The following is a 22305-nucleotide window of genomic DNA, read 5'->3' on the forward strand; positions in this document are numbered from 1 at the left end:
ACGCTTGTGCGTTGTATCTTTACGTTAGTTTAAAGGCAATTAGATAGTCCGATGGCACAGGCTTTGTAGCCATTGAGGTAGAAAGGAGACCAAAAGATGTTTGTAGTATTTAAATACCTGTTGTATTCTGTAGCTATTGTGGGCTTGGTTTCTGGCTGTCTTTTTATCTTCAAAAATCACCCGGAGGTACAATTTGCCTTCTTAATGCCGGGCCTTTTCATCCTGACGTATTCTGTAATACGTGACGATATTTACAAAAGGAACAACATTACCTTTATCCGCGCCGGTTTTAGAGGAAGATAATCTCTACTATCAGTTCGCTCTGCGCTTCGCTGTTAATTTTCTGGATGATCTGGTTTCGCATCAGCATTAGTTCGTTTTTAATAACGGATGATTCTATGCGCAAAAACAGTTTTCGCTCGCGGATGAAAATCTCTTTGGTGCGGTTAGCCACAGCTTTGCCTACCAGATCTGGCCAGCCGGCAATTACATTTGTTTCATCAAACCGGCGTTTGATTTTGTAGACCTGAAACATTTGCTCTATCGCTTCTTTCAGCGTTTTATCGTTTGGCTTACGCATTTACTAGTCCTCCTTCTACTTCAAATAATTTAACATCCACGTTAATTTTTTCAAACACCTGGCACACGCGGGCGGTGCTGGTATCGGTGATGAACACCTGTCCAAAATCATGGTTGGATACCATCTGCATCAGCTTGGTAATGCGGTGTTCATCCAGCTTGTCAAAAATATCATCCAGCAGTAGCAAGGGTTTAAAGCCCGTATGCCTGTGCAGAAAGGTATACTGCGCCAGTTTCAGTGCAATCAAAAATGATTTCTGCTGACCTTGCGACCCAAACTTTTTCATCGGCATACCATGAACCATAAACGCCAGATCATCGCGGTGGATGCCCGCCGTAGTGCGTTCAAGCACGCGGTCCTTCTCGGTTGTTTTTATCAATAGTTCGGCAAAGCTGGTTTGCAGCAGTTGCGATTCATATACCAGGTCAACCTGCTCGGCCTCATCGGTCAGGTATTTATAAAGCTCGGCAAATATGGCGGTAAACTCATCCATAAAAGCGCGGCGCTTTTCAAATATGCGGTTGCCTGATGCTACCAGTTGTTCGTCTAAAACTTCGAGCAGGCCGGCATCATATCTGCCCGTCTCCGCAATCTTTTTAAGCAGTGCGTTGCGGTTAGCAAGGATCTTATTGTAGATGATCAGCTCGTCCAGATAACGGTTATCAGTCTGCGAGATCACGTTGTCAATAAACTTGCGCCGCTCCTCGCTGCCTTCTATAATAATGCTGATATCGTATGGCGAGATCATGACCAGCGGGTACAAGCCAATATGATCAGCCAGGCGCTGGTAATCTTTCTTATTGCGTTTAAATTGCTTTTTCTGGTTGCGTTTAACGCCGCAAGCCACGGTATCGTGCTGTTCACCCTTATCAAAAACGCCGCTGATCATGAAGAAATCACAGCCTTGTTTAATCTGCTGGCTATCTATCGGGTTAAAATAACTTTTGCAGAGCGACAGGTAATGTATGGCATCCAGCAGGTTAGTTTTACCGGCGCCGTTGTTGCCCGTAAGTGCATTAACACCCTGGCTGAAGCTCAATCCGGCTTCGGCGTAGTTCTTAAAGTTAATGACGGATATTTGCTGCAAATACATAGCGGGCCACAAAGGTAAGGCTTTGCCCGCGGTTTTGCCTTTGCAGGGCAATCAAAAATTAACTGTAACAATTTAAGTTAAAAGGTATTGCTAAAGATTTTGAAAACCGTATTTTTGCAAACTTAATTTTAGAACGAATGTCAAAAACCGAAGCGAAGGCTGCGACCCCGACACAGGAAAAAGAGATTGCGAAGACAGGTAATTTTGTGCGCGAGAATCAGAAAAGCTTGTTATTTATTGCAATAGCCATTGTTGCTATTGTGGCCATTTACTTCATCTATCAGAAGATGTATTTAGGCCCCCGCGAAATTGAAGCGGCAGATCAGATGCACGTTGCGCAAGACAACTGGGAGAAAAAAGACTGGGATAAAGCCATTAAAGGCGATGCCGGTTTCCCTGGCTTTGAAAAAATTGTTGCCGATTACGGTAACACCAAAGCTGCTAACCTGGCTTACTTCTACCTGGGTACTGCTTACCTTAACAAAGGTGAGTTCCAGAAAGCAGTTGATGCTTTTACCAACTATCACGGTGAAGACAGCATGGTGGCTGCAGAAGCACTGGGCGGTACAGGCGATGCTTACGTAGAACTGAAAGACTATGATAAAGCTGCCAGCTACTTCCAGAAAGCTGCTGATAAAGGCGCTAATAAATTCCTGACCCCGTTCTATCTGAAAAAACTGGGTTTGGTTTACGAAGCTAAAAACGATTACAAAACTGCTGCTGATACTTACAAGCAGATCAAATCTGACTATCCAGAAAGCGTAGAAGCACAGTCAATTGACGAGTATATTGCCCGCGCTGAAGCGAAACAGAACTAGTCCGGAAGTCGGGGAGACCGAAAGTCCGAAAGAAATAAAAAAGGGATGCGATATTGTCGTATCCCTTTTTTGTTTTATAGCTTAATTAAATCTCGATATCTTTAGGCGCAAAAGAACAACAATAAAATCTTTCGGACTTTCGGTCTTCCCGACTTCCGGACTACAGAAATTACACATGGCTACACATTTAAAAAACCTTTCAGACTTCTCTAACACTACCGTACCATCCGCAGCAGGTTTCCGTTTTGGCATTGTGGTAGCGGAGTGGAACGCCGAAATTACCAATGCTTTATACCTGGGTGCTTACCAGAGCCTGCTTAAATATGGGGCGGCAGAAGGGGATATTTTTACTCACCCGGTACCGGGCAGCTTTGAGCTAACATCGGGCGCAGACCTGTTATTGAAACATAAAGAACTGGATGCCGTAATTTGCCTGGGTTGTGTAATACAGGGCGAAACCCGCCATTTTGATTTTATTTGCGATGCCGTGGCCCACGGTGTGAGCAACGTAGCTATAAAATACGCCAAACCTGTTATATTTGGTGTGTTGACCACCGATAACCAGCAGCAGGCTATTGATCGCGCTGGTGGCAAACATGGTAACAAAGGCGACGAAGCTGCCATAACCGCCATTAAAATGGCCGATCTGGCACGCCAGTTGCAAGATTAATTGAAATTAAACGTTACAGACAAATGAAAAAAACGCTATACATAGCCCTGGCTTTGCTTACCCTGGGTACTGCTGTATTATCATCTTGCTCAAACAAATTGTGCCCGGCATACGGTAATAGTCGCCGCCGCTAATCATTGTGATAGTCAAGGCTTTTTTACCTTTCGGTGAAATTAATGTGGTCTGATGGCTGTATTTTTGCAACCGATAAATTTATGAACTGGACCCAACTTGACAACACCGTGCAGCTGCAAGATATTAAGGCACATAACGGTTACAGCATTATTTTTAAGCACAGCACGCGTTGCTCTATCAGTATGATGGCCAAACGCAGATTTGAGATGGATGGCGAGACATTGCCTAAAGAAATCCCGCTGTATTTTCTGGACCTGATTAAGTTCCGCGAGATCTCCAATCAAATCGCCTCAGACTTTGCCGTGCACCACGAGTCGCCGCAGCTGTTGCTGATTAAAGACGGTGAGTGTATCCTGGATCAGTCGCACGGCGGTATTTCTGTCGATGAGGCGTTAACCATGATTGAATAATTTTTTAAACGATATAAAAAGCGAAGGGCTGCTCATTTGAGCAGCCCTTCGCTTTTTATATTCTTTTTCTTACCCCACCATGTCATTTCGAACGAACTCGGGGAGGCCCGTGTGAAGGCGTGAGGAGAAATCTTGTACGTGCGATATCCCACTATGTCCGCTTTGCATTTCGTATAAGATTTCTCCCGTTGGTCGAAATGACATAGGGATGGTGCTCCCTCTCCTTTGGAGAGGGCCGGGGAGAGGTATTACAATTCCACTTCCCCACCAAACACCTGCACAGCCGGGCCATCCAGATAAATGTTGCGGAACACCTTGCCATCATAATCAAAGTGGATAGACAAATCGCCACCCAAAACTTTGATAGGCGTGGTGATATGTCCTTTTTGCTGCTGGTGTTTAGCCATAGCCAATGCAACGGCGGTAACACCGGTACCGCAGGCATAGGTTTCATCTTCAACACCGCGCTCGTAGGTGCGCACAAAGAAGCCTTCAACCATTGGCTCTACAAAGTTTACGTTGATACCTTTCTCTTTAAATGAGTGGCTATTACGAATGGCAGAACCATCGTGATAAACATCTTTACCGGCCAGGCCATTCACCATTTTTACATAATGTGGCGAACCGGTATCCAGCACGTATGCATCGCCATCGGTTTCAATGTGGTCCACGTCTATCATGTGCAGGCTCACCCAATCACCGGTGTCAGAAACTTTGGCTGTGTGCGGGCCATCAACCGCCAGAAATTCAGTCTTGGTATCAATTACACCAATAAATTTGGCAAAGGCCACAATACACCGGCCACCGTTGCCGCACATGCTGCTAGGCTGGCCATCGGCGTTATAATACACCATCTCAAAATCATAATCGGGATGGTTTTGCAGAAACATCATGCCATCGCCGCCAATACCAAAACGGCGGTCGCACAGGCGCTCAATCAGTTCAGGCTGATGGTGATCTATACCTAATTCACGATTGTCAATCAGTATAAAATCGTTACCGGCACCCTGGTATTTATAAAAAGGAATTTTCACAGTTCAAGTATAAGAATTAAATTGCTATCACGCTCAATTTTGGCCTCGGCAAAGCGTAATGTTGACGTGGGCTTGATATTTTAAAGGATTGGCAAACTGAAACGTGGTGTATTGCGTTTCTACATTAAGTGTTTTTTTGATCGGGAGGTGGCACTTGCGTCTCCCAATATGTGTTTCTGCTCCGCCCCTCATCATTTTAACATTATTTAACAAAAACAGGGTTAACTAACTGTTGATTAGATAGTCTAATTGGTATTAAATTTGAATTCCGGAAATCAACGTTCGTTGTTTTAACTAAAAGAAAATCGAAAAGTGAATATGAAAAGATTTGGTTTAACACTCCTTACTGCCTTTGTTGGCGGTACCCTGGCCATTGGCGCCTACAAGGTGATGGAGAACAGGTATGACGATAACCTGAGCTTTGAAGACAAGCAAAAAGTATATTTTACTAACAACCCCTTAAACAATAATATTACCTCATCTGCCGGCGAGGTTGACTTTACCCAGGCGGCGGCGGCGGTTACCCCGGCGGTGGTTTACATCCGCACTACGTATGCCGCGTCCAGTCAGGATAATGATATGAGTGATATGTTTGGCCAGCTGTTCGGCCAGCGTATGCCGCGCCAGCAGCAACGTGCGCCGCAGGCTTCGGGTTCAGGTGTAATTATCTCGCCTGACGGTTATATTGTAACCAACAACCATGTGGTTGATAAGGCCGAGAAAATATCGGTAACTACCAATGATCACCGCATTTTGCAAGCTAAAGTTATCGGTAAAGATCCGAATACCGATCTGGCACTGATTAAAGTAGAAGCCACTAATCTGCCCATCGTAAAGCTGGGTAACTCAGACGATGTGCGCGTTGGCGAATGGGTGCTGGCCGTAGGTAACCCGTTTAATCTAACTTCAACCGTTACTGCGGGTATTGTGAGTGCTAAAGGTCGTGGTATTGGCATCATTGGTTCTAATAATGATGACGATGATAATCCGTTCACCCCGAGTCGCAACGCACCTCAGCCAAAAGTTAGACAGGGCATCGAGTCATTTATTCAGACCGATGCGGCAATTAACCCAGGCAACAGCGGCGGGGCACTGGTAAACACCCGCGGCGAGCTGATTGGCATTAACTCTGCCATTGCATCACACACCGGTTCATACGAGGGTTATGGTTTTGCCATCCCGGTAAACCTGGCTAAAAAGGTGTTGAATGATATTAAACGCTTCGGTTCGGTTAAACGTGGCTATGTGGGTATTAACTATGTAGACCTGAGCGATCCGGATCAGGCAGCGGCAGTAAAATCAGATAAAAGCGTTGGTTTATATATTGACGGTGTAACCACCGGTGGCGGCGCTGCTGCCGCGGGCCTGCAACACGGCGATATTATTACCAAAGTTGATGGCTCGATGATTACCGAATCATCAGACCTGACCGAACACGTTGGCCGTATGCAGCCAGGCGATAAGGTAAAACTGACCGTAGACCGCGATGGCAAAGAGCGCAGCTTTGATGTAACGCTGAAGGCCACCGCAGGCGAAGTTGCTTCATTAGCAGGCAATTCTGCAACCGATAAGGCATTGTTTGATAAAGTAGGCGCTACCTTCCGTCCGCTCAATGAGTCGCAAAAATCTAAATACCATGTATCATCTGGCGTGGTAGTAAACAGTGTAAGCGAAGGCGGCATGATTGATGAGCTGGGCTTAACCTCTGGCTCGGTAATCACCAGCGTAAACAGAACGCCAATAAACAGTGTACAAGACCTGTCATCAGCTATTGATGCCAGCAACCGTCGCGGCACGCTGATCCTTTCAGGTAAAAACCCTGATGGCAGCAGCTTCAACAACGTGTACACCCTGCGCTAAGAATTTTTTTAATTTGTGATTGAATAAAAGCGGAATACCCGGTCCTGGAAAGGATCGGGTATTTTTTTTGTCTGAACCAGGATTTATAAGATTGAAGAATTAATCGAATTTCTTTGACTTGCGCAATCAATATCCAGGAGTTCTTTAATTCGACTAATTCTGGTTTAATACGGAGCGGTGGCCGACAGCGGGGAGCTTCTGGCCGAAATTAGGCAGAACAAGTGGGGTTGTGTGGTGGCAGAGGGCATTCATCCTCTGCGCCTGAAGCGTGGGGTTGTGTGTAGCGCAAGCGGCGGCGTTGAGGTGGCGCCCTGTGGTTCTGACTGATTTGCAGGGCAAAGGCCTGTGCGATAAAAGAAGCATTTCCGCTGTCTTGATTTTTTGGTTACTTTTTTATCAAGAAAAAAGGAACAAGCCCTCCCGTGGCGATTGAGCGGGACTAAAGATCATAAAGCACAACTTTTTCAAACGAAGATCTGAATGTTAGCCCAGTAAGTGGGTGCCAAAACAAGTTCGGTATAACGAAAAGGAGGCTTACTTCCTCCCCATCTCATCCTTAATTGCTCTCAAAAACTCGTTAGCGTGTTGAGAGCCGATGATGTAGAGTAGTCCGTCACGATCAACCAGGTGGATGGCTTCGCTGCCGGCGGTATAGAAGCGGATGGTGCCGCTTTTGTGCAGGTTATAAACAGGATTGTTAAACAAGTAGCGGCTGTAAGGGCCTTTCTCGGCAGAAACAATACTGTTCAAGTCTATTTTTACCAGTCGTGTGGTCCACAAGCCGTCAACCAAAATGCTTTTGTTTTGTACCCTGGTGCGGAAATGCAGCAGGAAACCCATGATGATAGAGATAATGATAATAGCGAAACCGACCACCAGCAGCAAGTCGCCGTTGCGCTCGCGCTCGTCGGTAAAAAAGTAAGCGGCAAAGCAAAACATGGCCAGCACGAGGCGAATAGTGATAGGAATCCACTCGCGCCCCAGGTATTGCTTTTCTACAAAAACAGATTTATCACTCATGTTTGCTTATACAGTTCGAAGATAATAACTTTTTCGGTCTTTGGGCTCACCTTATAACGGTCGTTTAAACGGTAGCCACCAATCCAAATTACATCGCCGTTGCCATTAATAATTAACGGAATATCCTGCTTTTTATGTACAGGCACTTTCTGTTGAATAAAAAAATCGCTCAATTTTTGCTTGCCCTTCATCCCCAGCGGGTAAAAGGTATCACCTTGTTGCCAGGCGCGGATGGTGAGCGGATAGACGATCAAAGCGGCATCAACCGACGCGGCCGAGGGGTTATCTTTAATAATAAGCGGCGTGTCATCACGTAAAATACTTAGCCGATAATCGCCATAAATCACCTGGTTTTGATTTGGGCCGATGCTGACTGGGGTTAGAACGCCGGTTTTAAGTGACGATATGATTACCTGCTCCCGGTCCAATACCATTTGATGGGTTGACGAGATGAATTGCCTGCCGGGATGCTTGTCTATAGCACTGAGCAGGTCGTCGGTCTCCGAATCATTGAAGCCGAATGGTTTGAGCAGTTGGCCAAGCAAAAGGCGGGCGGGCTGCATCTGCCGAAGGGCATGCAGCGGGATGTAGATGTCATCACCCTCATAAATAAAGTGCGCGCGCTGTCGGTCCAACTCCAGTTCCAGCAATTGTTCCAGTTCTTTAAAGTGCTGGAGGTTGCGGTCAAAAGTTTGTTCGAGCGAGGGATTTAGCTCCTTCAATTTTGGGATCACCTCGTGCCTGATCTTGTTGCGGGCGTATTTGGTAGACGCGTTAGAGCTGTCTTCGCGGTAGCAGATGTTCTCCTGGCGGATGATCTGCTCAATTTCCTCGCGCTGCAGAAACAAAAGCGGCCGTACCAGATGGCCGTTCTTTGGCAAAATGCCATGCAAACCGGCAATGCCAGTGCCACGGGTAAGGTTCAGCAATATTGTTTCAATCGTATCGTTTTGATGGTGGGCCAGCGCAATGGCGGCATAATGGTGTTGGCTACGTAGCGTTTCAAACCATTCGTAGCGTAATTGGCGGGCAGCCATCTGGATAGAGATCTTGTTGGTTGCGGCGTAAACGGCCGTATCAAAACGGATGTTGTGGAACGAAGCATCCAGGTCATTGGCCAGTTGGCGGCAAAATTGCTCGTCGGCATCGGCTTCTGCGCCGCGTAGCCCGAAGTTACAATGCGCCATGGCAAAACGGTAGCCTGCAGCCGCTAACATGCGGACCATCAGCACGGAATCCATGCCGCCGCTTACTGTTGCCAATACCACATCCTGCTTGGTAAAAAGCTGATGTTGGTTAATAAAACTGTTGAAGCGCTGCACAGGAAGCATAATCAAAATTATTAATTTAATAAGCGCTGCCAAAAAACTAATTTTGTCTCGTGCGTAAATATCTGTTAACGTGTTTAATATTGGTGCTTGGGGCAGCCGCAATAGCTCAGCAAAGAAGTACCATTAACTTATTAAAAAGTGACCATACTACCCGTATGCTCATTAATGGGGTTGATGTGTACAAGGTGTACCAGGGTACTTTTCAGCAAAAATATTCTGTGCTGACGTCAGACAGTGCTTATGTGTATCTGAAAGAAAATCGTTTTGATGCCTTCGGTCACGTAAGTATTACCCAGGGCGATACACTGCATATTTATGCAGATACCCTTAATTATGATGATAATACCAAAATTGCCATCCTGACCAGAAATGTGCGCATGGTTGATAAAGACGCCACGCTCACCACCAACAACTTTACCTATAACACCGCCACCCGCATAGGTACTTATGTTAACGGCGGTAAGCTGGTAAATAAAGGTAACACGCTCACCAGTATGAATGGCTATTACTACGCCATCCCGCGCGATTCTTATTTCCGTTACAACGTAAAACTGGTTAGCGCCGATGCCAATATTGTGGCAGATACGCTGCGGTATAATACCGGCAGTCGCATTGCGTACTTTTTAGGCCCAACCAATATTCTGGGCAAAAAAGATAAGGATACCCTTTATACCGAAAACGGTAACTATAATACCCAAACTGAACAAGCTGCCTTTGGGCAGAACAACCTGTATAAGCAAGGCTCAAAGACGCTGCAGGGCGATAGCCTTTTTTATGACCGCCTGAAAGGTTACGGCCGCGCAGTAAAACACGTAACTTTTGACGACCAGGAACAGAAGATGACCATTAAAGGTCAGATTGGTGAATATTACAAAAGCGATGACCGGGCCGTGGTAACTATTGATCCCTACGTGATTTTTGTAACTGAGGAAAAGGACACCACCAAAAACAAGGTAGACACAGTGCTGAAAAAACTGCCGGTAACCGATAGCCTGAAAAACGTGAAGCCCGACAGTTTGTCTAAAAAGAATGTAGCGCCGGCTGTAGCCTCAAAAACGGCAAAGCCAACAAGCCCGGCTACACCTGTACCTGCCAGACCAATACCACCAAAAGTTACGGCCAAGCCAACCACCGTGCCGCCGCCGGCACCGGTACAGTTACCGCCAAATGCAACGGCGGCACAGCGCCAGGCATATATGGCAGCCAATGCTGCACGGAACGCGCAAATGGCCAAAACGCAGCAACAGGCCGTTGGCCTAGCTGTGCAGGCGGTTAAACCGGCCTTGCCCCCGCCACCCCACCCTCTTACTACAACAACGGTAAGCTTTACGCCTCTGGTTATTAAACGCCCGACAGTGGGCGGTCGCATAGTTAAAGACAGCGTGCCGATGAAACGCGACACCATGTACATTGGTGCCGATACACTGGAAACGCAGATCATGACCTTCAAAAAACTGAAGGAGGTACAAGAAAAGCGCCGCATTGCAGGTATTGTAGATACCACCCGTAAACTGCGTCGGCCGTTTGTGCCGGATAAGGTGCAGCCCAAACAGCTATTGCCAATGAAGCCTGCCCTGGAGCCACAGCCTGCTTATTACTTGCATAAACCGTTGAATGCGGTAAAGCCGGCTATCGACACCGTTGCCCTGGCAAAAAAAATAGCGGCAGCAGCCAAAAGGAAAGCTGCAGCCGATAGTATCCTGACTAGGAGAAGAGCCGACTCGTTGGCCAAAGGTCTGATCAGGCCGCCGCTGCCGGATACGGCCCGCATCCGTACACTGAGCGCGCACCATAACGTAAAAATATTTAAGTCTGATTTGCAGGCCAAGTCAGACTCGTTGTTCTACAGCTCGAGCGACTCGGTGATCCGGTGTTATGTTAAACCGATGTTCTGGACAACGGGCACGCAGATGTCTGGCGATACCATCAATCTGCAGATGAAGAACAAAAAGATGGATAATATGGACATCTACCCTAATGCCTTTGCCGTTAACGTAGAAGAGAAAGACTCTACCTACTTTAACCAGATGGGCGGGCGGCGGATGCATGCCTTCTTTAAAGACAACAAGATGGACCGGCTGAATGTGGACGGTAATGCAGAGACCATCTATTTTAATCGTGATAAAAATAAAGGCAACAAGGTAACCAGCATGCAGCGCTCATTGAGTAGCGGCATCAGGGTATTGTTTAAGGCCAACGAGGTGCTGCGTCTCTCATTCACCACCAAGCCCGAGAACAAGGATTACCCGATGAATAAGCTGAAGGAGGAAGATAAGATCCTGAAAAACTTCATCTGGAAACCCAAAGACCGGCCGGCATCAAAAGAAGATGTCATTCATCCGAAGAAGACACCGCCAGTGAAAGCAGAAAGCAAAAAGCCGAAAGCCGAAAGCAAGTCGGGCGCAAAAGATGCTGCTAAAAAGCCGGCGGTAACGGGTAAGCCCGCTGTTAAGGGAGATGACGGGAAGACGAAAGCAGACGCTAAATCTACAGATAACAAGCCAGCGGCTAAAGATAGTTTGGCTACAAAGTCGCCTGCTGTTAAAGATACCATCAAAACACAAACCAAGCCTGCGCAACTTAAACGGGATACTGTAAAAGCAGACACTGTAAAGAAACAGCAGCAGATAATTAAAAAATCATAAACAGTTTGTCATTGCGAGGAACGGCTGGGGCTGTGTTTAGGGGTGACGAAGCAATCTCGTTGCATGCATAACGACTTTGCCTATCCAGACTATCCTTCGACGAGATTGCTTCGTTCCTCGCAATGACAAACGGGGAAGAGCAGACGAGAAGGGTTCATTAAACTGTGTAAAGCTTTACGCTTTATGCTTTCGGCTTTTCGCTTAAAATCCCCAACTTCGCAGCTCTTGTAAACGAAAATATGTTAGCACATCATCATAAAATTGCTACCGAGCTTGCGGTGACAGGCAAGCAGGTTAGCGCTACTATTCAGCTTTTAGACGAGGGGGCAACTGTACCCTTTATTTCACGTTACCGTAAAGAACTGACCGGTAGCTTAGACGAGGTACAGGTGGCCGCCATCCGCGATCGCGTGCAGCAGCTGCGCGATCTGGATAAGCGCAGGGAAGCCATTCTGAAATCGCTTAACGATATGGGTAAACTGACGCCCGAACTGGAGAAAGCCGTTAATGAGGCCGAAACCATGGTGGCGCTGGAAGACGTGTACCTGCCCTATCGCCCTAAACGCAAAACCCGCGCAACTACCGCGCGCGAGAAAGGCCTGCAGCCGTTGGCTGATCTCATCCTGGAGCAAAATAAAATTGATCTGGATGCCGAGGCTGATAAATATATAGATGCCGAAAAAGGCGTGAACTCGCCAGAGGAAGCCTTGGCTGGCGCCCGCGATATTATTGCCGAGCACATTGCCGAGCATGCCGAAACGCGCGCCAAGATGCGCGAGTTGTTCATCAACCAGGGAACTTTTCAAAGTAAAGTGGTTGATGGCAAAGAAGAATCCGGTATTAAATACAAAGACTATTTTGAGTGGAGCGAGCCGGTAAAAACAGCGCCATCACACCGCGTGCTGGCCATGCGCCGTGGCGAGAAAGAAGAAATTTTGTGGCTGGATATCCAACCGCCGGAAGACGAAGCTATTGCCCTGTTGGATAATGCCTTTGTAAAAGGCATGAACAAAAGCAGCGATCAGGTGCGTCTGGCCATTATGGATGGCTACAAACGGCTGCTCAAACCATCAATGGAAACAGAGGTGCGCTTGTTCACTAAAAAAGCGGCTGATGAGGAAGCGATCAAGGTGTTTGCCGAGAACGCCCGTCAGCTGTTACTGGCTGCGCCGATGGGACAAAAACGTACCATGGCGATAGATCCTGGTTTCCGTACCGGCTGTAAACTGGTTTGCCTGGATGAGCAGGGCAAGTTGCTGGAGTATACGGCCATTTTCCCGCACACGGGGGCAGGTCAGGCCAAGGAAGCCGAGAAAACCGTAGAGTTTTTGTATAAGAAGCATAACATCGAAGCCATTGCCATTGGCAACGGTACCGCTGGCAGAGAAACAGAAGTGTTTGTGCGCAAGCTTGATTTGCCGGGTGCCATGATTGTAATGGTGAATGAGAGCGGGGCCTCTATCTACTCAGCGTCAGAAGTGGCGCGTGAGGAGTTTCCGGAGCATGATGTAACCGTTAGAGGTGCCGTATCTATCGGTCGCCGTTTGATGGATCCGTTGGCTGAGTTGGTAAAAATCGATCCGAAATCTATCGGTGTGGGTCAGTATCAGCACGATGTGGATCAGACTAAATTGCAAGCTTCGCTGGATGATACGGTGATTAGTGCTGTGAATGCTGTGGGTGTAGAACTGAACACCGCATCGAAAGAAATTCTGGCTTATGTATCAGGCCTTGGTCCGCAGCTGGCGCAAAATATTGTGAACTACCGTAACGAGAACGGCGCGTTTAAACATCGCAATCAGCTGAAAAAAGTGCCTCGCCTGGGCGATAAGGCATTTGAGCAGGCGGCAGGTTTCTTACGTATCCGCGGGGCAGAAAACCCGCTGGATGCCAGCGCCGTGCATCCGGAGCGTTACACGCTGGTAGAGCAAATAGCTAAAGACAGCCAAAGCACTGTTGCCAAACTAATGACCGACGATAAGCTGCGCAAAAGCATCCCGCTACAAAAATATGTGACCGACGGTGTAGGCCTGCCTACCCTCAATGATATTATGGCCGAGCTGGCCAAACCAGGCCGCGACCCGCGCGAGCAGTTTGAGGCCTTCAGCTTTACCGATGGTGTAAACGCCATAGGCGATTTGAAAGTGGGCATGAAACTGCCGGGCATTGTTACCAACATCACCAACTTCGGCGCGTTTGTAGACATCGGCGTTCACCAGGACGGCCTGGTGCACCTGAGCCAGATTACCAACCGCTTTATTAAAGACCCGAACGAGGTACTGAAAGTGCACCAGAAAGTAGAGGTAACGGTAACCGAGGTGGATGTGAACCGCAAACGGATCTCGCTTTCTATGAAAGAGAACGAGCCAAAACCAGCAGCCCGCAAACCAGAGCAGCGCGATCAGCGTCAGCAACAGCAAGGCGGCGGGAACCGTTATAATAATAACAACAACCGCAACGATAAACGCCAGCAAGAGCCGGAAACGGATATGGCGTTGAAGCTGGCAGCGTTGAAGAATAAGTTTAAGTAAGAGTCCTCTCATGTCATTGCGAACGAAGCGCAGCGCAGGGAGAAATCTTAGCCCCCAGGGCATGAACGCGTGCTTGGCTAACGTCTAAGATTTTTTCGCTTCGCTCAAGAGAATAGTTCTCCCGTTGGTCGAAATGACAAGCGGGTGAAATAAAAAGGGTCTGAAACATCAGTTTCAGGCCTTTTCTATTATAGCTGTGGCTCAGCAAAGCGCATAGCACTCCCTGGGCATGCTTTGATGCCGAAAAAAATAATAAAATCGAAAAAACTAAGGAATACGGGATGCTTTGCACTGGGGTTTAGGCGATGCATGTCATCCCGTTTTAGTGGGGTTTAATCTTTTAGTTTTCCGTTCTGATCAGGGGGAATCAGTGCACGAACTTAGTCGAGGCTGATCTGTCTTCTAATGCTTTCTTCAAGCGAGATAAAAGTTTCGGTACGCTGAATGCCTTTTACGCTCTGGATGCTTTCATTTAAAACTTCGCGCAGGTGCGAGGTGTCATGACAAACAATTTTGGCAAAAATGCTATAGCTACCGGTGGTGTAATGCAGTTCTACAATCTCTTTTACGGTTTGTAGCTGCTTAACAGCCTCGTTATATTGCGAACCTTTCTCCAGGAAGATGCCCAGAAACGCGGTAATATCGTAACCCAGCTTCTGCGGATTCACTTCCAGACTGGCTCCTTTGATCACACCCATCTCTTCGAGTTTCTTCATACGCACATGGATGGTACCGCCTGAAACTATCAGTTCTTTAGCGATTTCCGTGTACGGCGTCGTCGCATTTTTCATCAAAATTGATAAAATCTGTATATCAAGATTATCAATTTCTAAATTTTGAGGTTTTCTGTGCGCCATAAATTTTGATATCGTTAGTTAAATACAAGTTTAATTAAAATTCGAATAAAAATAAAATTATTTTGTTGAAATATTTGCAAGAAATGTGAAAGCGATTTAACTTTGTATCAAGCAAACGTTAAAACAACGTCTCGTTCTTAAAAGAAATAACAATGTTGGGTGGTGAAATTTTTGGCAGACACACCTCCTTGTCCCGGTGGCGGAGATCATGGGAAACCCTTCGGGGCTAACCACTCTGTGAAGGTTCGAACCCTTCCCCAACAGCTCTTCTCATAATTTAGGTTTATAATTGGTTAGTAAAGGCCCCTGCCCATCAGGGGCTTTGCTGTTTTTATACAATTCGTAATTATTGAACCAGGGTTTCCTGAATATAAGAAATTAAAACGCGTTATAGCGAGTAATATAGAAGCACAAAAAAGGCCACTCTGTTGAGCGGCCTTTCATATTTTTAAAAACTGTTACTTACGAGGCTTTTGCCAGTACATTATTAATAACACCTTCCAACTCGTCAAGGTCAAAAGGTTTGGCCAGATAGCTTTGGGCACCGGCATGATCTGCCAGAAGCTGGATATCGCTGTTGGCCGAGAAATAGATCACCGGGATATCTTTCAGTTCATCCGTGCTTTTGAGTGTCTGGGTGGCAATAATGCCGCCGGCATCGGGGATCCAGTTGTCCATCAGTATGACCGATGGTTGGATAGATGAAACCCGTTCTGTAATGGCATTACAATCGGTATAGGTAAAAACCTCCCATCCTCGTTCTGCAAGAATGTATGTGCAAATAGACAATATGTCTTCATCATCATCAAAAATGATGATCTTTTTAGATTCCTGAGCGTCCATTATAGTAGGTAGTGTTAGTCAAATTTATATATTATAACACAAATTTGACTAACAAAAGTTGGGCCGTTTTATCTTTTTCTGAAATTTTTTAAACGGTTGGGGTCATAATGCAGCCCAGGGGTTAACCAATAGAGCAAAATTACCCTTGAATAACGAAAGTTTAAGGGTGATAAAATTACCGCAGTGCTCAGTATTACAGTAATATACACCCATGGGTTCCAGGTGCCGGTTAGTACATAGGTGGCTATTGCTAAGGTCACCATTTGTGCTACATTGAAGGCATAGCTTACAAACATGGCCACGTAAAAATAGCCGGGCTCAATCTCAAAAGTGTAATCGCAGGCGGGGCAGGTTTTATTCATTTTTTGCCCGCTCAGGCTGTACATTTTGTTGGCAAACATATTGCCCTCACGGCATTTTGGGCAGCGGGCGTGCAGGGCCGCATTGAATACATTGGGTGTATGGGTATGCATGGTATCTAGTATGATTGAATCTTTCATAACGTATGCTGACTTAAAATTTTGTTTCTGAATTCTTCGGGTGTTATCCCTTCGTACTTTTTAAAGAACTTGCTGAAATAAGAGTTGTCGGTAAAATTAAGCTGGTACGCAATGGCCGAGATACTCAAATTCAGGTTCACCAACAGCCGTTTGGCCTCCAGCAGCACCCTGCCGCGAATCACTTCCCCAGCCGATTGCCCCAACACATCCTTGCAAAGCGCATTTAAATGATTAGGCGTGATGTAGAGCATGGCTGCATAATCTTTTGGCAAACGCAGTTTAATATAATGCTGCTCTACCAGCTTCTGGAAACTACCCAGCAGCGTTTGGTTATAGCTGCCGGCAACAACCGGCTGATCGCCTTGCTGTAACCGGCCAATGCTGATGAACAATTGAAGTAGCAGTGCGCGCACCATATCGCCACCCATGGGGCGGTGGTTTTGCCCTTCAAAAAGTATTTGCTCAATGATGCTGATAATCACCGCTTGTTCATCGGCGGGTATATCTACCACATCATTGAGCGCATTACCGTCAAAAAAGCGAAACTGATCCAGGTAATCCGGTTTGAGTAGAAGGGTATTTAGAAACTCGGGCGAAAAGTTGATGACGTAACCATCCACATGTCCCTCAAAAGCCCAGCTGTGAACCTGGCCGGGAACCATAAAGTAGATCTGGCCCGGGTGCACAGGGAAGCTTTCAAAATCTATGGTGTGATGCCCGCCGCCATCTGTAAATAATACCAGGTGATAAAAATTGTGCTTATGCGCCAGGTGCAGGTTGGGGTGTACCTTTAAATACGGCGCAAAACGACTGATCTGAAAGTCATCCTTCTGGAAGCCCGAGAGCGTGTAAATATCATATACCGGGAAGCCGCTTTTCATACCTCAAAGGTACGTAAAAGCCACATCTGGCAATGGTGCTGGATGTGGCTTTTATGGTATTATTTACTGATTTATGTAAATTGTTCTATTGCGTCAAGTTCAGATCAATGTAGCTTATAGGCTTTTTCAACGGTTATGGCAGGTCTGGCTTTTGGCTCAGACATGGCAGCGGCAGCTTGTAAGCCCATGCCGTGTACGTTATATACACTCATTAAGGGGCCCTCAAAACCGGATACGTTGATCTTGCCAATTTTGGCGTTGCGGGCATTGGCTAATGAAATTCCTTTTTTGCAGGTGCCGGTAATGTTGTCAATCACCAATCCATCTAATGGTTTATCTGGATGAACGCCTACCCCGTCAATCAATACCGGAGCATCTTTTACCCTGATATTGGTAAAGCTGAAATTCTTTACTGTAGGGATGCCTTCTTTACCCGGCACCGGATCCTGATCCTGCAAGCCACTGCCCATTAGGTTAAAGCGTAAAAAGCCGCCTTCCATGCCCTCGGCGTCTACGTTATCTACTGCAATGTTTTCTATAAATGCACCGCGCCCTACCTGGCTCTTCATGTAAACGGCAAAAGTTTTGGCGCCTTTAAAATGGCATTTTTCTATACGCACGTTGCGGATACCGCCCGATGTTTCGCTGCCTATGCCAATGCAGGCAAAAATAGAATCGGCAAAAGTACAGTTACTGATGTGCACATCCTCGGTGGTGCGCAGCAGTGTATAACCCTCCATGCCCCGGCCTGATTTAAGCGAGATACAATCATCGCCCGTGGCTATATCGCAGCCCTCGATGCGCACCTGTTTGCATGAATCTACGTCAATGCCATCGCCGTTACCGCCTACGCTGCGGATGGTGAGATTTTTGATGTGAATATTATCGCAAAACGTAGGATGTACAGACCACATGTTTTTATAATCGGTACTAAAATTCTCCAGCAAAATGCCGCTGCAGCCAATTAGCTCAATTAGTGCCGGGTGGCGTAACGGTTTCTCTGCCGATGGCCTGCCGCCCAGGGCATAGTTGCCCGCAATTTTGCCGGGGCCGCTGATGCCTATGTTTTTGGCATCTACCGCATAGATCAATCCGGCATGGCCGGGTATCCATTTGCCTTCCCAACGTACCTGCATGGTCGGGTAATCATCAAAGTCTGCCGAGCCGCTAATGATGGCGCCTTCTTCCAGTGTTATTGTCGTGTTACTGCGGATTTGTATCGCGCCGGTTAAATAATTTCCGGCAGGGAAAGTAACATTTCCGCCGCCTAATACGTAACAACGATCAAGAGCCTGTTGTAATGCTATGGTATCCTTGGTGTTACCATCGCCTTTGGCGCCATAGTCGCGCACATTGAGGTCAACTTTGCCTGTTACAGGAGGCGCTTGATGAGCAGTTTCGGTCTGGGCTGGTGCGGCCAGTGCAGAACCGGTTAATGAAGCTGCAACAGGGGCCAATAATAGTCCGCGACCAATGGTTTGCGCAAATTTGCGGCGAGAGTACGATGATGATGCCATTTTAATTGGGTTAGATTGGTTTATTCAAGGATCGCTTAAAAGTAATTAACTTTTATATTGGGTAGGTTCTTTTTGTATATTACATCAAAAATTTTATAAATCTTATTCTCTAAATGTTTCTTTCCAAAGGCATGGCTAAAAGCAAATTAAAAATTTGTTTATCGCTTTTTGCGGTTTTAATAGCCGGCAAAGTGCAGGCCGAAGGAAGTAAAGAAATAAGCTCCAATGGGGGTAATCGTGCATTTCTGGTATCGGCTACAACAGTAACGGCCTCATTCTTGTTCCCTACGTTGGGTACCATGAAGGTTTATGCCAAAGCTGGCGAAACTATCAACGTTGGGTCAAGCGTACAGGGTAATGGGTTGGGCACCATAAACATGCGTGCGCCTAATGGCAATACTTACACCAGTGGCAGTTCTACAACTATTGGCCTGATTGCCAATCGCGCGCAAGAATTGGCCGGTCCGCTGCCCAATGCAGGTGGCTATACTCCTTACACCCGTACCGTGCAGGCCGGCGAAGACGGTGTTTGGGAGGTTGATTTTGTTGCTCAAAATGGCGGTCTGCCCAGCGAAAACCCTGTACCTATTGCTGCTAATGCCAGTTGGACACAATACTCCGGCCAGTACATTGCCGCTTTTGATATTACGGTGCGCTCCGCAGCTAACGCACCTATAACCGGCCGGGTTTATACCAATATCTTCTCGGGGATACTGGGTAGTTTTGATACCGGCTTCAACGGCATTTTTAAAATATTGACCAAAGATGGCTACGCTTATACGCTTGATAATAACGGCCAGGCCGGTAATGGTTTCTCCTTCTTTGTAAATAACAAAGGTTTTAGAAATGCCGGTGGCGATGCCTCTTACCAAAGTATAAATAACCTGGATAAACCCAATATTCAGGATCCGCGGGCTGCCGATACCCAGTCTGACGTTACCTATAAAATATTTTTTAATGACCCGGCTGCAGATCTGCCGGCAACTGCGCCGGTGCCGGGTGGTGGTACTACCTGGTTGCACAATGCTATTGCACAGCCTGCAATTACACAGTCTGGTTTTCAGGGTATTGAAGGAACCTTAAACCGGGCCGGTACATCGCCATTGCAAAGCGTGTTCACCTTTACTGTAAATAAAAACGGGGGGTATACTATACTGATTGATGTAGATCAGAATGGCAGTTTTGCTGACCCGAAAGATCGCAAACTTACCGGCACCGTAAGCGAAGGACCAAACCAGGTAATCTGGGACGGGTTAGACGGACAGGGCGCTAAAGTGCCTGCCGGCAATTACAATGCTACCATTAACGTAGTGCTGTTTGGCGGCGAAGTACATTTTCCCTTCTTTGACGTTGAGCGCAACGTAAATGGCATCAAGCTTACCAGAACCAACGGTAACCTGGCGCCAGATTTTACGGTGTATTGGGATGACAGCAGTATATCTACCGTTGGCACGCCATCTAGTCCTGTTAAAAATATTACCGGTTTAAATAGCCAGATTAATGGCCATAAGTGGGGTTCGCCCGGTGCCTTGCCGTCAGATTTTGGCGACGAAAGAGGTTTGGACACCTGGGCTTATATAGCATCTACTAATCTCTCTGCAGCGGTGCCTATACAGCTACAGGAGGCCGATTTGCAGTTGAGCGATATCAACGCCAACTCAGGCGGCGGATGCGTGGGCCAGTTGGTTAATTATGTGTTTACTGCTCGCAACAATGGCCCTAATGCGGTTAGCGGCAGTAAGCTCAGTTTTGCCTTCCCTGCTGATTTGACTAACGTGCAGGTAACCCACACGCCTACCGGAGGTACGGTTGCTTTTTCTGCCGAGACCACTAATAATGGGGTATATTCTGTATCGCTCGATCTTACATCGGGTGCGGCAGCACAGTTTGTGGTTACGGGCAGAGTGCCAAAAATGCCAGCCTCTGGCAGTGTTACGGTAACCGCAGGTATTATGCGCCCGGCGGATGTGACCGACCCTGATGCCACCAACCCCGATGCCGCTGCACCGAATGATGCACAGGTAGAGTGCGACTCGGCACCATCAGGTACTGGCTGTAATAATGTTAAAACCAATGTGCTGGCCTTTATCATGCCGCCCGATGCCGGTAATGATCAAACTGTTTTTATAAATGAAACGGCCACGCTAACTGCTGTTGGAGCGGGCACATGGGCGCAGTTGGGTAATGCGCCTGCTGTTGCGGCAATAACTACCCCTACAGCTCTTAAAACCGAAGTGACGGGTTTGAGCGTGGTGGGCAAATATGCCTTTTTGCGTACAAATACCGCCGGTTGTACAGATACGGCTTTTGTAACCGTGCTACCTAAAAAAATAGATATCCCTACGGTGATTACACCTAACGGCGATGGTAAGAATGATACTTTTACCATTCCTAATATTGAGTTATTTCCCGGTAGCCAACTCATTATCGTAAACCGCTGGGGTAACGAGGTGTATCGGTCAGATAGTTATCAAAATACCTGGACCGGTGAAGGCCTGAGCGAAGGAACTTATTACTATGTACTGAACCGTAAAGAACCGAACGGCGGACATACCACATTTAAAGGCTGGCTGTTTTTAAAACGATGAAGGCATGAGGAGAACGATACGCAACATTATTTCTGGATTATTGCCTTTATTACTAGCCGGTGCTGCGCATGCGCAGCAAGGCATACAGTTTACACAATATGCTTTTAGCGGCCTTTCGGTAAATCCGGCTTATGCGGGTTATAAAGAGAATTGGACGATGAACCTCATTAGCCGCATCCAATGGACGGGGATTGACGGCGCGCCAAGAACCGGAGCCGTTTCTATTGATGGGGTGGCCGATCCGGATCGTAAAAATATGGGCCTGGGTTTTGTGGTAACCGGCGATATGCTGGGGCCGCAAACCACATCAAGTGCCTATGTAAATTATGCCTATCGGCTGCGGTTAAATGATGACGATACCAAGCGGATCTGCTTTGGCCTGGGTGCGGGTGCAAATGCTTACGTAGTAGATTATGGAAAGCTGAGTAGCACAGATCCGAGCGACCCGGGACTGGCCGCCGGCAGCGTCAGCAAGTTTACGCCAGATTTCAGGTTGGGTATTTATTACTATTCGCCATCATTTTACCTGGGGCTTTCGGCCCTGAACTTATTGGCCGATGCCGGTTTCTCTGATAATGCCGCCGTGGTACGCGAGGCGCGTTGTTATTACCTCACCGTTGGTTATATGACGCCCATTAGTGACGCCATTGACTGGAAACCATCGCTCCTGATAAAAGAAGATATGCGTGGCCCAACCAATATAGACCTGAGCACCAACTTTTTGATCAATAAGATGTTTTGGATAGGTGGCACTTATCGTACAGGGGTACCGGAGTGGAGTAAATCTGCCCTGCAAAATAACCTGAATCATATTGATGCCGGTGCCGCTATAGTGGAGTATTATGTAAGCCCAAACCTGCGCCTGGGCTACTCTTTTGATTTTAATATCAACAAGCTGGCCGGCTATTCAAATGGTACACATGAGTTTTCGTTAGGCATGTCATTCGGGCGCAGAAAAGAACGAGTAATTAACCCCCGTTATTTTTAAAGAG

19 protein-coding genes are annotated in these 22305 nt (G+C 47.0%); 9 read left to right on the plus strand and 10 right to left on the minus strand.

What is annotated here, in order from left to right; all coding sequences use genetic code 11:
- Window positions 1-96: 96 nt before the first annotated feature.
- Complete coding sequence (locus ABZR88_RS21640; RefSeq protein WP_107831467.1) at window positions 97-303, plus strand: hypothetical protein; 207 nt, start codon at window positions 97-99, stop codon at window positions 301-303.
- Here the strand turns inward: ABZR88_RS21640 and ABZR88_RS21645 are convergent.
- Both ABZR88_RS21645 and ABZR88_RS21650 read right to left on the minus strand, forming a co-directional pair.
- Window positions 290-580 (minus strand): DUF721 domain-containing protein, encoded by a 291-nt coding sequence (locus tag ABZR88_RS21645; RefSeq protein ID WP_107831465.1) that lies wholly within the window; start codon window positions 578-580, stop codon window positions 290-292. The two genes, ABZR88_RS21640 and ABZR88_RS21645, sit on opposite strands and share 14 nt — an antisense overlap.
- Entirely contained in the window at window positions 573-1673 is a 1101-nt protein-coding gene (locus tag ABZR88_RS21650) for a DNA replication/repair protein RecF (protein WP_107831528.1), read from the minus strand. Before ABZR88_RS21650 ends, ABZR88_RS21645 begins: the two co-directional genes overlap by 8 nt.
- Window positions 1674-1810: 137 nt before the next feature.
- On the opposite strand from ABZR88_RS21650, the gene ABZR88_RS21655 reads away from it, so the two are divergent.
- From ABZR88_RS21655 to ytxJ, 3 genes are all read left to right on the plus strand, one after another.
- On the plus strand, window positions 1811-2491 hold the full coding sequence (locus ABZR88_RS21655) for a tol-pal system YbgF family protein (RefSeq protein WP_107831463.1): 681 nt from the start codon (window positions 1811-1813) through the stop codon (window positions 2489-2491).
- 175 nt (window positions 2492-2666) lie between these two features.
- Window positions 2667-3161, plus strand: coding sequence for a 6,7-dimethyl-8-ribityllumazine synthase (gene ribH / locus ABZR88_RS21660; protein WP_107831461.1), 495 nt, complete (start codon window positions 2667-2669; stop codon window positions 3159-3161).
- Window positions 3162-3376: 215 nt separating this feature from the next.
- Complete coding sequence (ytxJ, locus tag ABZR88_RS21665) at window positions 3377-3706, plus strand: bacillithiol system redox-active protein YtxJ (protein ID WP_107831526.1); 330 nt, start codon at window positions 3377-3379, stop codon at window positions 3704-3706.
- A 248-nt stretch (window positions 3707-3954) separates the two neighbouring features.
- Here ytxJ and dapF read toward each other — a convergent pair whose 3' ends face one another.
- Window positions 3955-4740: a diaminopimelate epimerase gene (gene dapF / locus ABZR88_RS21670; protein ID WP_107831459.1), complete on the minus strand. Its 786-nt coding sequence runs from the start codon at window positions 4738-4740 to the stop codon at window positions 3955-3957.
- A 318-nt stretch (window positions 4741-5058) separates the two neighbouring features.
- On the opposite strand from dapF, the gene ABZR88_RS21675 reads away from it, so the two are divergent.
- Entirely contained in the window at window positions 5059-6600 is a 1542-nt protein-coding gene (locus tag ABZR88_RS21675) for a Do family serine endopeptidase (protein ID WP_107831457.1), read from the plus strand.
- Window positions 6601-7134: 534 nt separating this feature from the next.
- Here the strand turns inward: ABZR88_RS21675 and ABZR88_RS21680 are convergent.
- Together ABZR88_RS21680 and tilS are read right to left on the minus strand one after the other, a co-directional pair.
- A complete protein-coding gene (locus ABZR88_RS21680; protein WP_107831455.1) occupies window positions 7135-7620 on the minus strand; it encodes a hypothetical protein in 486 nt (161 codons plus the stop codon).
- A complete protein-coding gene (tilS, locus tag ABZR88_RS21685; protein ID WP_107831523.1) occupies window positions 7617-8951 on the minus strand; it encodes a tRNA lysidine(34) synthetase TilS in 1335 nt (444 codons plus the stop codon). Before tilS ends, ABZR88_RS21680 begins: the two co-directional genes overlap by 4 nt.
- Before the next feature lie 83 nt (window positions 8952-9034).
- On the opposite strand from tilS, the gene ABZR88_RS21690 reads away from it, so the two are divergent.
- Entirely contained in the window at window positions 9035-11596 is a 2562-nt protein-coding gene (locus ABZR88_RS21690) for an OstA-like protein (protein ID WP_281260221.1), read from the plus strand.
- Between the two features lie 239 nt (window positions 11597-11835).
- Window positions 11836-14127 (plus strand): Tex family protein, encoded by a 2292-nt coding sequence (locus ABZR88_RS21695; protein ID WP_107831451.1) that lies wholly within the window; start codon window positions 11836-11838, stop codon window positions 14125-14127.
- Between the two features lie 380 nt (window positions 14128-14507).
- On the opposite strand, the gene ABZR88_RS21700 is transcribed toward ABZR88_RS21695, so the two are convergent.
- From ABZR88_RS21700 to ABZR88_RS21720, 5 genes are all read right to left on the minus strand, one after another.
- On the minus strand, window positions 14508-14984 hold the full coding sequence (locus ABZR88_RS21700) for an Lrp/AsnC ligand binding domain-containing protein (protein WP_107831449.1): 477 nt from the start codon (window positions 14982-14984) through the stop codon (window positions 14508-14510).
- 462 nt (window positions 14985-15446) lie between these two features.
- On the minus strand, window positions 15447-15827 hold the full coding sequence (locus ABZR88_RS21705; protein WP_107831447.1) for a response regulator: 381 nt from the start codon (window positions 15825-15827) through the stop codon (window positions 15447-15449).
- A gap of 68 nt (window positions 15828-15895) precedes the next feature.
- Entirely contained in the window at window positions 15896-16327 is a 432-nt protein-coding gene (locus tag ABZR88_RS21710; RefSeq protein WP_245917121.1) for a DUF983 domain-containing protein, read from the minus strand.
- Entirely contained in the window at window positions 16324-17208 is an 885-nt protein-coding gene (locus tag ABZR88_RS21715; RefSeq protein WP_107831445.1) for an AraC family transcriptional regulator, read from the minus strand. Before ABZR88_RS21715 ends, ABZR88_RS21710 begins: the two co-directional genes overlap by 4 nt.
- A gap of 104 nt (window positions 17209-17312) precedes the next feature.
- Window positions 17313-18725 (minus strand): glycoside hydrolase family 28 protein, encoded by a 1413-nt coding sequence (locus tag ABZR88_RS21720; protein WP_107831443.1) that lies wholly within the window; start codon window positions 18723-18725, stop codon window positions 17313-17315.
- A gap of 113 nt (window positions 18726-18838) precedes the next feature.
- On the opposite strand from ABZR88_RS21720, the gene ABZR88_RS21725 reads away from it, so the two are divergent.
- Complete coding sequence (locus ABZR88_RS21725; protein WP_107831441.1) at window positions 18839-21313, plus strand: gliding motility-associated C-terminal domain-containing protein; 2475 nt, start codon at window positions 18839-18841, stop codon at window positions 21311-21313.
- Between the two features lie 4 nt (window positions 21314-21317).
- Window positions 21318-22301, plus strand: coding sequence for a type IX secretion system membrane protein PorP/SprF (locus tag ABZR88_RS21730; protein WP_107831439.1), 984 nt, complete (start codon window positions 21318-21320; stop codon window positions 22299-22301).
- Window positions 22302-22305: the final 4 nt, after the last annotated feature.

The sequence above is a fragment of the Mucilaginibacter yixingensis genome (assembly GCF_041080815.1).
Taxonomy (GTDB): domain Bacteria; phylum Bacteroidota; class Bacteroidia; order Sphingobacteriales; family Sphingobacteriaceae; genus Mucilaginibacter; species Mucilaginibacter yixingensis.

What these genes read in the sequence shown, in the direction of transcription:
- ABZR88_RS21640 (WP_107831467.1), top strand. Translation starts at nt 97, where the DNA reads ATGTTTGTAGTATTTAAATACCTGTTGTATTCTGTAGCTATTGTGGGC.
- ABZR88_RS21645 (WP_107831465.1), bottom strand. Translation starts at nt 580, where the DNA reads ATGCGTAAGCCAAACGATAAAACGCTGAAAGAAGCGATAGAGCAAATG.
- ABZR88_RS21650 (WP_107831528.1), bottom strand. Translation starts at nt 1,673, where the DNA reads ATGTATTTGCAGCAAATATCCGTCATTAACTTTAAGAACTACGCCGAA.
- ABZR88_RS21655 (WP_107831463.1), top strand. Translation starts at nt 1,811, where the DNA reads ATGTCAAAAACCGAAGCGAAGGCTGCGACCCCGACACAGGAAAAAGAG.
- ribH (WP_107831461.1), top strand. Translation starts at nt 2,667, where the DNA reads ATGGCTACACATTTAAAAAACCTTTCAGACTTCTCTAACACTACCGTA.
- ytxJ (WP_107831526.1), top strand. Translation starts at nt 3,377, where the DNA reads ATGAACTGGACCCAACTTGACAACACCGTGCAGCTGCAAGATATTAAG.
- ABZR88_RS21675 (WP_107831457.1), top strand. Translation starts at nt 5,059, where the DNA reads ATGAAAAGATTTGGTTTAACACTCCTTACTGCCTTTGTTGGCGGTACC.
- ABZR88_RS21680 (WP_107831455.1), bottom strand. Translation starts at nt 7,620, where the DNA reads ATGAGTGATAAATCTGTTTTTGTAGAAAAGCAATACCTGGGGCGCGAG.
- tilS (WP_107831523.1), bottom strand. Translation starts at nt 8,951, where the DNA reads ATGCTTCCTGTGCAGCGCTTCAACAGTTTTATTAACCAACATCAGCTT.
- ABZR88_RS21695 (WP_107831451.1), top strand. Translation starts at nt 11,836, where the DNA reads ATGTTAGCACATCATCATAAAATTGCTACCGAGCTTGCGGTGACAGGC.
- ABZR88_RS21700 (WP_107831449.1), bottom strand. Translation starts at nt 14,984, where the DNA reads ATGGCGCACAGAAAACCTCAAAATTTAGAAATTGATAATCTTGATATA.
- ABZR88_RS21705 (WP_107831447.1), bottom strand. Translation starts at nt 15,827, where the DNA reads ATGGACGCTCAGGAATCTAAAAAGATCATCATTTTTGATGATGATGAA.
- ABZR88_RS21710 (WP_245917121.1), bottom strand. Translation starts at nt 16,327, where the DNA reads ATGAAAGATTCAATCATACTAGATACCATGCATACCCATACACCCAAT.
- ABZR88_RS21715 (WP_107831445.1), bottom strand. Translation starts at nt 17,208, where the DNA reads ATGAAAAGCGGCTTCCCGGTATATGATATTTACACGCTCTCGGGCTTC.
- ABZR88_RS21720 (WP_107831443.1), bottom strand. Translation starts at nt 18,725, where the DNA reads ATGGCATCATCATCGTACTCTCGCCGCAAATTTGCGCAAACCATTGGT.
- ABZR88_RS21725 (WP_107831441.1), top strand. Translation starts at nt 18,839, where the DNA reads ATGTTTCTTTCCAAAGGCATGGCTAAAAGCAAATTAAAAATTTGTTTA.
- ABZR88_RS21730 (WP_107831439.1), top strand. Translation starts at nt 21,318, where the DNA reads ATGAGGAGAACGATACGCAACATTATTTCTGGATTATTGCCTTTATTA.